13 protein-coding genes are annotated in these 13,212 nt (G+C 44.2%); 3 read left to right on the forward strand and 10 right to left on the reverse strand.

Annotated elements, in window-relative coordinates; genetic code table 11:
* Positions 1 to 35 precede the first annotated feature (35 nt).
* The 6 genes from leuS to MKZ16_RS25015 all read right to left on the reverse strand — a co-directional run bounded on the left by leuS (position 36) and on the right by MKZ16_RS25015 (position 6,823).
* On the reverse strand, positions 36 to 2,486 hold the full coding sequence (gene leuS, locus MKZ16_RS24990) for a leucine--tRNA ligase (protein ID WP_076105884.1): 2,451 nt from the start codon (positions 2,484 to 2,486) through the stop codon (positions 36 to 38).
* Positions 2,487 to 3,002: 516 nt separating this feature from the next.
* Positions 3,003 to 4,070, reverse strand: a complete 1,068-nt coding sequence (locus MKZ16_RS24995; protein ID WP_036677553.1) for an AI-2E family transporter — start codon at positions 4,068 to 4,070, stop codon at positions 3,003 to 3,005.
* A 179-nt stretch (positions 4,071 to 4,249) separates the two neighbouring features.
* Complete coding sequence (locus MKZ16_RS25000; protein ID WP_036677557.1) at positions 4,250 to 4,459, reverse strand: hypothetical protein; 210 nt, start codon at positions 4,457 to 4,459, stop codon at positions 4,250 to 4,252.
* Between the two features lie 14 nt (positions 4,460 to 4,473).
* Entirely contained in the window at positions 4,474 to 4,995 is a 522-nt protein-coding gene (locus tag MKZ16_RS25005) for a PRC-barrel domain-containing protein (protein ID WP_038572961.1), read from the reverse strand.
* A gap of 92 nt (positions 4,996 to 5,087) precedes the next feature.
* The gene (locus MKZ16_RS25010; RefSeq protein ID WP_038572963.1) at positions 5,088 to 6,239 is read right to left on the reverse strand and encodes a cysteine desulfurase family protein; all 1,152 of its coding nucleotides are present in this window, start codon (positions 6,237 to 6,239) and stop codon (positions 5,088 to 5,090) included.
* A 128-nt stretch (positions 6,240 to 6,367) separates the two neighbouring features.
* Positions 6,368 to 6,823 (reverse strand): DUF523 domain-containing protein, encoded by a 456-nt coding sequence (locus MKZ16_RS25015; protein ID WP_036677566.1) that lies wholly within the window; start codon positions 6,821 to 6,823, stop codon positions 6,368 to 6,370.
* Between the two features lie 156 nt (positions 6,824 to 6,979).
* On the opposite strand from MKZ16_RS25015, the gene MKZ16_RS25020 reads away from it, so the two are divergent.
* Positions 6,980 to 7,648 (forward strand): SOS response-associated peptidase, encoded by a 669-nt coding sequence (locus MKZ16_RS25020; protein ID WP_036677569.1) that lies wholly within the window; start codon positions 6,980 to 6,982, stop codon positions 7,646 to 7,648.
* A 113-nt stretch (positions 7,649 to 7,761) separates the two neighbouring features.
* Here MKZ16_RS25020 and MKZ16_RS25025 read toward each other — a convergent pair whose 3' ends face one another.
* From MKZ16_RS25025 to MKZ16_RS25035, 3 genes are all read right to left on the reverse strand, one after another.
* On the reverse strand, positions 7,762 to 8,859 hold the full coding sequence (locus tag MKZ16_RS25025) for a glycosyltransferase family 4 protein (protein WP_036677572.1): 1,098 nt from the start codon (positions 8,857 to 8,859) through the stop codon (positions 7,762 to 7,764).
* A 26-nt stretch (positions 8,860 to 8,885) separates the two neighbouring features.
* Positions 8,886 to 10,094 carry a glycosyltransferase gene (locus MKZ16_RS25030; RefSeq protein ID WP_076105882.1) on the reverse strand — a complete coding sequence of 403 codons (1,209 nt, stop codon included), beginning with the start codon at positions 10,092 to 10,094 and terminating at the stop codon, positions 8,886 to 8,888.
* 159 nt (positions 10,095 to 10,253) lie between these two features.
* A complete protein-coding gene (locus MKZ16_RS25035; RefSeq protein ID WP_036677578.1) occupies positions 10,254 to 10,628 on the reverse strand; it encodes a hypothetical protein in 375 nt (124 codons plus the stop codon).
* Between the two features lie 167 nt (positions 10,629 to 10,795).
* On the opposite strand from MKZ16_RS25035, the gene MKZ16_RS25040 reads away from it, so the two are divergent.
* Entirely contained in the window at positions 10,796 to 12,040 is a 1,245-nt protein-coding gene (locus MKZ16_RS25040; protein ID WP_051490984.1) for a sialidase family protein, read from the forward strand.
* A 204-nt stretch (positions 12,041 to 12,244) separates the two neighbouring features.
* Here the strand turns inward: MKZ16_RS25040 and MKZ16_RS25045 are convergent, their stop codons facing one another.
* Positions 12,245 to 12,394 (reverse strand): hypothetical protein, encoded by a 150-nt coding sequence (locus MKZ16_RS25045; RefSeq protein WP_155288181.1) that lies wholly within the window; start codon positions 12,392 to 12,394, stop codon positions 12,245 to 12,247.
* Positions 12,395 to 12,685: 291 nt separating this feature from the next.
* On the opposite strand from MKZ16_RS25045, the gene MKZ16_RS25050 reads away from it, so the two are divergent.
* Positions 12,686 to 13,129, forward strand: a complete 444-nt coding sequence (locus MKZ16_RS25050) for a carboxymuconolactone decarboxylase family protein (protein ID WP_036677583.1) — start codon at positions 12,686 to 12,688, stop codon at positions 13,127 to 13,129.
* Positions 13,130 to 13,212 lie beyond the last annotated feature (83 nt).

Here is a 13,212-nt window from a genome sequence, read left to right on the forward strand (position 1 = left end):
TTCTCCGTTGCTGCGGGCATTATTGCGTTCTTCGCTTAACCCACTACGATATTTACAAGCTTGCCAGGAACCGCAATGATCTTGCGTACGGTTTTACCTTCTACTGCTGCACTCACATTCGGGAGTGACAACGCATGAGCTTGCATCTCTTCTTGACCCATATCCTGCGGGATCAACGCGCGTTGTACGATTTTACCATTTACCTGAATAACGATTTCAACCTCAGCATCCACCGTCCATGCTTCATCATACGTTGGCCAAGCCACGTAGCTGATACTTCCTTCGTGACCGAGCAGCTGCCACAGCTCTTCAGCGATGTGAGGCGCCAGTGGTGACAACATTTGTACGAAGTGTTCAGCAGCTTCTTGGGACAAAGTTTCTTGCTTATAAGCATCGTTAATAAAAATCATCAACTGGCTAATTGAGGTATTGAAACGCAGATGCTCGAAATCATCAGTGACCTTCTTAATGGTCTTGTGCCAAGTGCGTTTGAACTCGTCAGTGCCACCGTCTGCTGTGATTTTGGTGCTCAGCTTACCATCTTCACTCACGAACAGGCGCCATACACGGGACAAGAAACGGTGAACTCCTTCTACACCCTTTTCATTCCAAGGTTTGGTTGCTTCCAGAGGGCCCATAAACATTTCATACACACGTAGTGTATCTGCACCAAAAGCTTCCACAATCTCATCCGGGTTGATGACATTTCCGCGTGATTTACTCATTTTTTCATTATTATTTCCAAGAATCATACCTTGGTTAACCAGCTTATGGAAAGGTTCTTTTGTTTCAACAACGCCGAGATCATAAAGCACCTTGTGCCAAAAACGTGCATAGAGCAAGTGAAGCACGGCATGCTCCGCTCCACCAATATACAGATCTACTGGAAGCCATGCTTTTTGCTTCTCAGGGGAGCACAGCTCTTGATCGTTTTTCGGATCAATATAACGCAGGTAATACCAGCAGCTGCCCGCCCATTGCGGCATGGTGTTCGTCTCGCGGCGAGCCTTCATGCCAGTCTCAGGATCAATAGTTTCCACCCACTCTGTTACATTCGCAAGTGGAGATTCCCCTGTACCCGAAGGTTTGATCGCATCTACATCCGGCAGTACCAGCGGCAGCTGATCAACCGGAACAGTCTTCATTGTGCCGTCTTCCAAATGCAGAATTGGAATGGGCTCTCCCCAGTAGCGTTGGCGGCTAAACAGCCAGTCACGCAGACGATAGGTTACTTTGCCTTTACCTACGCCCTTTTCTTCCAACCAAGCAATCATCTTCGCAATCGCTTCTTCATTCTTGAGTCCATTCAGGAATTCAGAATTGACATGCGGACCATCTCCGGAATAAGCCTCTTCTTCAACGTTGCCGCCTTGAACGACTTCCACGATATTCAGGCCGAATTGTTTAGCAAATTCCCAGTCGCGTGTATCGTGACCCGGAACTGCCATGATTGCTCCCGTTCCGTAACCAGCAAGCACATAATCTGCAATCCAGATTGGCGCCTTCGCACCATTCACAGGATTAATTGCATATGCGCCTGTGAAGACACCGCTCTTCTCTTTTGCCAAATCCGTACGCTCCAGATCGCTTTTACGAGAAGCTTTTTCACGATATTCTGCCACAGCAGCACGCTGAGCTTCAGTGGTAATCACATCAACAAGCTCATGCTCTGGTGCCAGTACGCAGTAACTTGCTCCGAACAGTGTATCTGGACGTGTAGTAAACACGGTCAGGTTAGCCTTGTGACCTTCAATGTTAAAGTTCACTTCTGCACCTGTTGATTTCCCGATCCAGTTGCGCTGCATATCCTTGATGCTTTCGGACCAATCCAGCTCTTCCAGATCCTCCAGCAAACGCTCAGCGTACTCTGTAATTCTCAGAATCCATTGACGCATCGGTTTGCGCACGACCGGGTGACCGCCGCGCTCACTTTTACCATCGATAACCTCTTCGTTGGCAAGTACCGTACCCAATGCCTCACACCAGTTAACAGGTACTTCTGCTACATAAGCCAGGCCTTTGTTATACAACTGGATAAAAATCCATTGTGTCCATTTATAATAATCCGGATCTGTCGTGCTGATCTCGCGGTCCCAATCGTAGGAGAAACCCAGCGATTTGATCTGACGGCGGAAATTATCGATGTTCTTATCGGTAAAATCACGTGGATGCTGGCCGGTATCCATCGCATACTGCTCTGCCGGAAGTCCAAAAGCATCCCAGCCCATCGGATGCAATACATTGAAACCGCGCATCCGCTTGTAGCGAGAAACGATATCCGTTGCTGTGTAACCCTCTGGATGACCTACGTGCAGTCCTGCACCTGAAGGATACGGAAACATATCCAGTGCATAAAAATTGGGTTTTTCAGGATCTTCTCCTGTCTTAAAGCTTTTGTTCTCATCCCAGAACTTTTGCCATTTCGGCTCAATAGTCTGCGCCCGGTAACCACCAGCGGGTGTGCTATTTGTTTGATTGTCGCTCATTGTCTGCTCCTCCTTGGAGTGTTACTTCTTAGATTTCTTATTTCTTAACCAAGCATATACACCTTCGGTGTCCTTATAAGGACGGTAAGCGTTTATGCGGGAAATATAAGACATGAAGTATTGCGTAAAACGTATACTCTCTTATATTTACAAAAAAACCTCCCATCCCTAGCGTATTATCGCTAGGGACGAGAGGTTATAATTCCCGTGGTACCACCCTAGTTAGCGGCGAATATACTTTATTCTGCCACTCACTTTGCACCCTTTAGCGGGGGTGAGGCGACGGCGGTTCATTCATGACATCCATTATCTCTTATGGATATCCTGTAAACTTGCACCGTTACTCCGAGGTGAGTTCACTCTGTTCCGTTAACCGACTCGCACCTTAGTGTCGGCTCTCTGCAATAACGGTATAGAATTAATACTCCTCATCATCGAACAACTATATACTGAGTCATCAGTAATATTCCCCAACATTATATACAAAACTGTTATCAATAGTCAATGATTATCCCTTTATACGGGCTTTCGTTTGATTAAAAACGCCATAAAGTGTTGAATTACGACTTTTGCAGCTGCAAAGAACGGTACAGCAAGGATAAGTCCAATCATCCCTGCCAGTTCACCACCTACCAGCAATGCGAAGATAATAAGCAGCGGATGCAAATGTAGCGTCCTGCCTACGACCTGTGGAGAAATAATATTGCTCTCCACAATTTGGCATAAAGTGTTTACCACAGCAACCAGTAGAACTAATCGAAAAGAGACGGTCGAAGCCATCACAATGGCAGGTGCAGCCCCTAGAAAAGGACCCATATACGGAACAATATTAAATACTGCCACCACACTGGCGAACAGTAAGGCATAAGGCATTCCGACGATGGCATAGCCGATATAGGCAAGCACACCTATAATGATGCAGACCAGAAATTGTCCGCGAATGTAATTGCCGAGCGCAGCATCGATATCTTTTAACAAAGTAACAATAGACTTGCGGCGTGCGCGGGGCAGACAAGAGACCACCGTCCGTTCAAATACGTCAAAATCCTTCAAAATATAGAACACCAGAAACGGCACGATAAAAGCATTGAACAGCAAGTTAATCGTTGTCCCTATATTATCGAGAAAATGCGAAATCCCTTCGGCCAGACGATTCTCCAGTTGAAAAAACCAGTTGTTCATCCCCATTTCAACCCCAGGCGGTATTAGCCTTGTATTCATATGGCTCATCAGCCCCTGGGCTTGCAGTGTGATCTCAGGCAGATGTTCATTTAATTCTTCAAGCTGCTCAATAAACATCGGGATAAGGTTGATGGCGATCACGGTAATCGCCGTTAGAAACACTGCATATATAAGTAGAACAGCTACGCTACGCGGCATCTTCCGTCCGGCCAGCATACTAACCACGGGATTCAGCACATAGGAAATAATCATAGCTGCCAGAAATGGAGCGAGGATTGCCTTTAAAAATACAAAAATCCCCTGCAGCATCGGACGAAGCAACCAAACAAAATACAAAATGATCAGGGATAGCAGCACTCCGATCATCCAGCGGAACCATTTACTTTGGGACCATTGTTCCATGAGAGTACCCTCCTGCGGTAGAGCCTGGACTAGCTTCGTAAGTAAGTATATGTATGGCCGCAGCAAAATAACCATCAAACACACAAAAAAGCGTCAATAACCTTGCAACTGATTTCAGCTGAAAGGAAATTGACGCTTAAGTACATAGAGCAGTCTTGCTTACAAAGCAAGATTCATAGTTAAGACGACGCATGAATTTGCGGGAAATCCTGAGTCATATCATCCCCGGAGAACAGGTCGTCCAGCGAGCTTAGTGTGCCGTCTTCTTCAACTTGATAAACCGACATTTTTTCGCCATTTACCGTCAATTCGATGAAACAGCCCCAGCAATAAAACTGGTGGGAACCGATCTTTCCGATATCTTTGGAGTTGCAGTTTGGACACTTCATATAATACATTCCACCTATCCGTTAACAATATTAATGGCTTTTTGTAGCCGTTCTTCGCTCATCGCAGGAACCATTAATGCATTCTCACCAATGGACATCTCGTCAGAACAAGGCAGCCATTTGCGGCCTTCGATCAAATCAGTGACAAGCCCGTCACTAATTTCCAGCGCTCCTATTGTGTTTCCCAACTTTTGGTCAAAATAAACATCAGATATTCGTCCGAGTATAGTTCCAGTTGTAGTTAGCACTTTCAAATCCTTAAGTTTGTTCTTTCCAAGTAGAAAAGTACAAGGTATATGATCGGCATCTATCTTATCAATCGACTCTTTATTACGAATCATGACAGCATCCTCGCCGTAGGCCACAATATCTTCCCATGCCACAAATTTCACATGGCCACCAAAAAAAGATTTGCTTTCCAGTTCAATACCCGTAATATTCCAGTTTGAATCGAGCAAAATATCGACAATTTTGCCGATTGCGTTACCCTCTTCAACTTCATATACAGCCAAGCCGATCAGATCTTGAAGTTTCATGGCTGCTCGGTCTCCTCACTTTGAGTGTAATTACGAGTTCTCAAAAAGTGAAAGCCCGAATGATCAGGATACCTACCATAGCCTAGAAGTAACTAGTCTCTGATACGCAGCCGATTCAGAATGGTTTCAACTTTTCGAGCAACGTACTCAATTTCTTCAGTAGTATTACCCAAACCCATGCTAAATCGAATCGCTGACCCTAAAATATTTTCTGGAAGCTCCATTGCTCTCAGAACATGGGATATTTCCAGTGATCCTGACGTGCAGGCTGAACCGCTTGCTGCCGCAATCCCGTCCATATCCAGGTTCATCAGCATAACATCTGTTCTAGCTCCCGGGAAGCTCAAATTCAGTATACTTGGCAAAAAATGCTCGGTATTGCCGTTAATTGAATAACTTTCCCGTCCAATCAGCGCATCCAGCTCTTCAAGTAGTCTATTGCGCAGGAGCTGCACTTTTTGTCGACGTTCTGATAGACCTGTAACTGCTATTTCAACAGCCTTGGCAAATCCAGCAGTACCTGCTAAATTTTCTGTTCCGGCTCGTCTGCCGCGCTCCTGAAGGCCACCGTGGAGTCTTGGATGCAGCGGTGCTCCACTCCGCACATAAAGGCCACCGATCCCCCCAGGTCCATTGATTTTGTGAGCTGTAAAGCTCATGTAATCTACCGGAAGCTCCCGCAGTGTGATCGGTAAGGCACCAAGAGCTTGTACAGCATCAACATGGAACAGAATACCCCGCTCTCTGGCAAACTGGCCAATTTCCTGAATCGGCTGAACGGTTCCTACCTCATTGTTGGCATACATTACACTGATTAGCACTGTGTCTTCCTGCACCGCTGCTTCTACATCTGCAACGGATACTCGGCCTGTAGAATCCACAGGAAGATAAGTAACCTTAAAGCCTTCCTTCTCCAGCTCTTCGCAGGTATGTAGCACTGCATGATGCTCTATCGCAGAGGTGATAATATGATTGCCTTTCTGGGCAACAGCAGCGACAGCTCCATAGAGGGCTAGATTGTCACTTTCGGTTCCGCCGCCAGTGAACACCCACTCTTCCGGCGAGCAGCCTAAAAAGGCGGCGATAGTATCGCGCGCCCCATTTAATATTTTCTTGGCTGAACGTCCGAACTGATGTACACTGGACGCATTTCCATATTGTTCTGTCATTATATTCAGCATGACCTTGGCCACCTCCGGATGAACCGGGGTTGATGCGGCGTGGTCCAAATAGATGGTTTTCATCATTCATTTCTCCACTTCTAGGGTATAGGAAAACAGTTCGTTTTTAAGAACTATTAAATTATACCGCGCGAGAAGTTAGTTTTCCACAAACTAAAGAACACAATATTGTAATCAATTCCCTGCACAGGCTAAGGTAATGACAGCCAATTCTCTTCAGAGGTAACTTCTATGCCGTTTTTTCTAAGTAAAGCTGCAGTCACGCCGTTCCCAGCGATCTTCTTCCCTTTGAACTCTCCGTTATAAATCATGGTGCTGCCGCAAGAAGGACTGTTTTCCTTGAGGACTACCATCGTAGCTGAAACTTCTTGAGCTTTCTCAAGCGTAATATAAGCCCCTTTTAAATATAGTTCTGTTACATCTATGCCCGATCGGTCCACTACTTTAGCCGTTCCTGCAAGCACAGCCTCACCATCCCCGCCGACAATTTCAGCTGGCTCTCTAGGCGTAGAGAATCCCCCTAATAATTCCGGACACACAGCAATAGCTTGATTCTCATTTAAAAGCTTCTGAATTTTCTCATCCAAACAATCCGTGCCATTATATCTTACCTTCATACCAGCTAAACAAGAGCTTACCAAAATCACCTATATGCACCGCTTTCTTCATTCATTGTGCTTCGTTTATAATAAGATACAACCCTTAACAGCCGTTCAAGCTAAGAAATATTTCGAGCATAACATGCTGATTACAAGCTGTAAACAAATCCAGCCTCAAAAACGGCCGAATGGGAAGTGTATAAAATGTGCGGACGATATACGATAACCGTCACCATGGAAGAGCTGATGGTCAGATATTTTGCGAATGATTCAACCATTATCCACTATGCTCCAACATATAACGCAGCACCCATGCAGCAAATTCCGGCAGTCATTAACACAGGATCCAGCAATAAACTTGGGGAACTGCGCTGGGGTCTGGTTCCTTCATGGGCCAAAGATGACAAAATCGGCAGTAAAATGATTAATGCCCGGGCAGAGTCACTCCTTGAGAAGCCTTCTTTCAAGCGATTAGTAAGCTCCCGCCGCTGCATCATTCCATCTGATGGCTTCTATGAATGGAAGGTTCAGGGCAATAGCAAACAACCCATGCGAATCGTGATGCGCGATGGGGGTATTTTTTCAATGGCCGGATTGTATGATATTTGGATGGACCCTGAAGGTAATAAATTAAGTACCTGCACGATTATAACGACTACCCCAAATGAACTTATGGCTGAAATCCATAACCGTATGCCAGTTATTTTGAAGCCTGAGGATGAGCCAGAATGGCTGAGCCGGGACAATCAGGACGCAACTTCGTTAATAAAGCTTCTTAAACCCTATGATCAGCATCAAATGAGAGCCTACCCGGTTTCTACTGCAGTGGGAAATGTTCGGAATAATACGAAAGAATTAATCAATGAGATATAGAAAACAATATTATTCAAATGGTAGGAATGATTATCACCCTTTTATTGACACTAATTCTGACCTCGTTGTTTATCCATGAAAAAACATCTTAACCCTGCGGATTAACCGCAGAGTTAAGACCAGCGCCGCTCAATATGAATTCTGCGTCCCATCAATTGATGATACATCTGTAGAAATCTGTCTGCATACAGCTCAGAGGATAGGTTAGTCCGGATATGCCATTCTCCATTCATCCTGATTCTGGCCCGTAGTTCTGGATCATTCATTAAGGATAGAGCAGCAACCACAGCTTCATCCAGCTGCCCTCTAGTGTATATTTTTCCAGTGTGATTGTTAATGACGAGTCTTCGAACGCCGTCTGAATCTGTAGTAAGTACAGGACAACGGCACAACATCGCCTCAGCAACCGCGTATCCAAACCCTTCCAAAATAGAGGTAGAAAGGAGCAAACCTCCCGAATCACCAATAATACTCATATAATCTGCCATTTGCTCATGAGGAATATTGGAATACGAAATCAACCGTGAAGAAATCCCCGTCTCAGCTACAAATTGATCAAAGCTTTCTTTTTGCTCTGGATCAAACAAAGTATCATCCTGAAAAATCCATAAATAAAGTTCGGGATGGATCGCCAGCAGCCTTTGCCCGATTTGCAGAAATTCCCGCCAATTCTTATTCGTTTGAATGCGTCCTACCCAGCCGAGGATAGGGAAACTTTTCGCGGGATAATTGGTATATCCAAACTGATCGCAATCGATCGGATCATCAAAACAATATTGTGGAATGGTTGGAAATCCGCCTTTGAAAAGCGCCTGCAAATGGGTTGTTTCTGGATACAGCAGTGCATCGGTGAGCCTGTAAATGCGCTCTGTAAAATTATTAACGACCTGCTCAGCTTCATCTAAGGTGCCTAAACCCTGCACTTCAAAAACAAGCGGCCCTTTATACCCGAACCCTCGAATCCGCTCTGCTAAGTTAATATCCGTACACACTACAATTAAGTCAAAAGCTTCACGAGCAAGCATTGCCCTGATCTCGTCATCGCTATTGGTAATATGCGTTTGAATGTTACGGATATTCTGCTGTCCTTTTCCATGGTGTGTATACAGTAAATGGCACTCTACACCGCGAGCATGTAACGCTTGGCAGCGAACTCGGTTCAGGGTTTGCATACCTCCACTCGGGTTATAAAAAGTGAACAAAATCTTCATTATGATCACTCATTCGCAAATTATTTTTAGGTAAAAGAGGTCTTCAACAAATCATACAGATCTGCGCTGCGAAACAGCTCATTATAATAGTGGCCTTTGGTCGATGGGACATGTCTGTGTCGAAATCCAATCAGGCTATGATCATCCGTATAGTAATTGGAAATCGTATCCCCGCCCGTAGTTACCAAAGCTTCCAGCATGTACTCAATATCGAGCGCTCCTATAAAAACTTTTGGACCTAAAACTATCGTGAATGGAGTGGATAGTTGTTCTATAGCACTGCAAATCGCGTGTGACTCCACAGCTCCAGGCAGCCAGGCGAACGCTGTCGCAGGATGAGGTATGGTTTCCAATAGAGCCGATGGCTGACGCGTAGTTGATAAATCCAACACCCGGCATTCATAATTGCTATACGTTTGTTCGTACAGATTCTCTATCCGCGTTATTTCATCCGCACAAGCATTCACTACAGGATATAGAACGGTAATCATCGCCGGAATTCCTCTGCGAAACCGTGCCTGATGGCGGGTCAAATGATAGGCATATCTCCATCTACGATGATTTTCAACCGAATGTAATTGGGCAGATACACTAAAGGTAGAATCCACACGATAATTCACCAGTTCCACCGGTATAAAGCGAATTTCACAATGTTCAGCCAGTCTCAGCCAGTAATCATAATCCTCCACCGGTTCCATTCCATAAGCTCCAACAAGCTTCGCAATCTGTGCTTTGTACATAAAAGAAACGCCAATAAGCGAGTAATCCAGCAATCTCTCTTTAGGCTGTGACTGATAATTACGCTGAGTAGCTAATTGATGTTCGTTATGAAGAAACCTTCCCTCGTTATCGATGCTTTGAAAAGAACTGTACACGATGCCTAACTCCTGTGGACCTCTAACTAGCGCCCCCCGAAGGATTTCGAGGAAACGGGGTTCATAAACATTGTCGCTGGAAACCCAACTTAGATATTGAATACTAGGCTCACTATACAAAAGATCAAAGCCGGTATTCAGTGCATGTGCTATACCCCTGTTCTGTACGTAAGAGATAACCGTTACCCTTGGATCTTCGACAATAATGGATCTCACGAGCGGTTCCATTTCAGGTGCACCATCGATCACAACAACCAGCCGAAAATTGGTAAAAGATTGGTGTAGAACAGACTGCAGAGCTTGCCGTAAGAACTCCGGCTTTTGGGTATACACAGGCATAACTACTCCTACATCCGCCATGATTTTTTACCTCTCTCTACATTGGAGTATAAAATCAGTATATTTTGATTCCTCCCATCTGACTGTGTGAATGCCCTTAAAATACTTTATTACGCCTAAAAAAGCAGCAATCGCCCTATTTCTTTCAGCGACTGCTGCTTAATGGTCTAAATATTACTATTATACAGGTATAGAAAGGGCGGTAATCTCCGTCATTTCAGATTGAAGCACCCGCTGATCGGTAACTAGATTTCCGAACTCATCCAGCCCATAAACAGAGGTGACTACTTCTGCCAAAGGATAAGGACTACTAATTTGCACCTCGTAAGCCAGATTCCCCCCAATGAAAAACTCTCTAATATCAGAACTCTTTGCAGGAACGAAATAACCTGTGACATAAAGCGGGGTAAGAGCTGGCAAGGAATATGGAACACCGAAGACTTCGACAATCATCATTGCACTCGCATTACTTGTGTTACGAACACTGACCACTACATTACTCGCTGCAGTACCAGTTGCTCTCGTATTCGTAATAAGACCTGTTGTATAAGGCATTTTCTCACTCCTCCTCTTGGTTTCTATCAACTTATTCAACAGCTAGCTTATAGTTGTGAGGCAAGAGGAGGGGTTAACACGTGGAATAATAGCCAAATAGACAGGTATACAGTTCCTTTCCCGCTTTTTTCATAACATAGATTAAAGATGAAAAAGGAGAGGTGACAATGACCAATTTCAATTTTCAGGTCACTACAGGTTTGCCACCAAAGTTTGAACCCTATGTTGCTGTGAATCTGCTTATTCCCGGGATCATGATTGCTGTAGCTGTAGACACTACAACCGGAGTTCCATTAATAGGGATGTATCGCTCGTTAGATGGCGGTGCCAACTGGTCACAAGCTTTACTGCCTCTGCCTCCAGGATTTACAGGGGCCGAAGCACCTGCTGTTGCGTACTCCTTTCCGAATACATTTGCCATTTCTGCACATGCTTTTCCAGGCGCTTCAGACGGAACAACTATATTCTATATTTCCACCAACAATGGTACTAATTTCAGCAGCCCTGTAATTGTAAGTAGCGGGTATGGAACCTACATTAATAATGACGAAACAAATATCACAATCGATGTAGGACAATCTAGCCCATATTTAGGAAATATCTATGTTTCTTACAATCATCAGTTCAATGTAGCTAACGGAGGTAACTCGACAGCTTTTCTTAGTCGATCTCGTGATAATGGAGCCACATGGGACACTCCCATCCTGCTTTCCAGTGAAGCTAATCAGGTAGAACGTCCCGATGTGGCTGTGGATTTGATAGGCAGCGTGTATGGAGCATGGATTACGACAAATCCGGAATTCAGATTTGTGATCAGAACTTCTTTGGATGGTGGAACAACGTTTGGCGCCCCTGTTCTTGTGTCCACGATCGTACCTGTGCCCATAGTCCTGCCCGTTCCCGGCTATGCTTTTCGGGTCTTAACATTTGCGAATATTTCAACCGATCGATCAGTCGGACCCTTTACCAACCGTGTGTATACCATCTGGCAGGATTTCCGCCAAGGGTACTCTGATGTATTCATGTCCATTTCAAACGACAGGGGCATGACTTGGAGCACTCCCGTTAGTATTACCGGTGCACCCGCGGGATCTCAGAACTTTTTTCCTGCGATCGATGTCGACCCTTTGACGGGCGTAGTAAATGTGATCTATTACAGCAATCAGGTTAACGGATTTTTGCTAGATGTATATGTTGCGCGATCCATTAACGGTGGACAGACATTTACCAACACTAGAATAACTAACGTTTCCTTCGATCCGAATGCTGGAGGTACAGGACCTGTAACCTTGATAGGGGATTATATTGATATCACTTCCGTTCCGCCTGGAGGATATATCGGCGTATGGACAGATACTAGTCCGGGAACACAGACTATTTTTGCGGGATATTCCGATGTAGTTATTACTTGATTGGGGCTGGCTGCCAACATCATAAAAAGTCTATTGCCGGGGATTAGGCGATAGGCTTTTTAGTGCAGGTAATGAAAAAGAAAATATTTTCATGAACTTGAACGCTGTTACGCTGAGCTTTCGCATCCGCATCATCGCCGATCCCCACTCTGACAAGATCCATAGCATACTGGGCTTTGATATTACATATGTTCGATTTTTCAGTTAAAAAACCTTCTCTAATAAAGATCCAAAAGCATAGCCAAATTCATATGTATTTCTTACCAGACTCTCCATTCCCTGAACCAATAACGTGACGCCCTTAAGCATTAGAGTAAAAATAAATATCACACCAAACATTCGAAATACTCCCATTCCTTTCTCGTGCCTCCAACGATAATTCTTGCCCATTTTAAAACACCTCATTTTGAGTATTATTATGTTAACTACGTCTCATTACGGGCTCCTATGTATTTCACATCATCCGTATAAAATCTTCTTACTAGAATACTAGATTTGGAACATTATGTATACCAATGCAGAGGTCATCGGTGATTTCTGCCTTCTCACAAACAAAAAATAAGTACAAACGTTCGCACATAAAGAATAATAGTGTTAAAATAAAGTTATACTATTCCTAAACTAAAGCCTAAGGAGTCTTGCCTAATGAGTCAAAGAGTTGCCTACAATGAAGTTGCACCTGAGGGTATGAAAATCATGATGGATATGGAGATGTACACCAAAAAATCTACGATTAATCGGACTACAAGAGAACTTATCAAAATCAGAGTTTCTCAAATTAACGGATGTGCTTTCTGCATAGATATGCATACATCCGAAGCTCGTAAAATGGGTGAAACCGAACAACGAATTTATTGTTTAAATGTTTGGGAGGAATGTACTTTTTATACACCTGAAGAGAAGGTTGCTCTCGAACTATCTGAGCATATTACGCTAATCCCTTCCAAAAGAGTTCCTGATGAGCTATATAAACGAGTACGTGAACAATACGATGAGAAGCAATATATTGATCTTGTACTGGTCATTAATCAAATCAACAGTTGGAACAGAATTTCTATTGCAATGGGAAATACACCCGCAGAACAATAATTACCCTCAAAGAACACCTTAGGGTGTTTTTTTTATTCTCCGCTCCGCACGTTCCACGGCTCCGTTGATATATAGATCATCAC

Origin of the sequence: Paenibacillus sp. FSL R5-0928 (assembly GCF_037970385.1) — a bacterium.
GTDB lineage: Bacteria > Bacillota > Bacilli > Paenibacillales > Paenibacillaceae > Paenibacillus_AQ > Paenibacillus_AQ odorifer.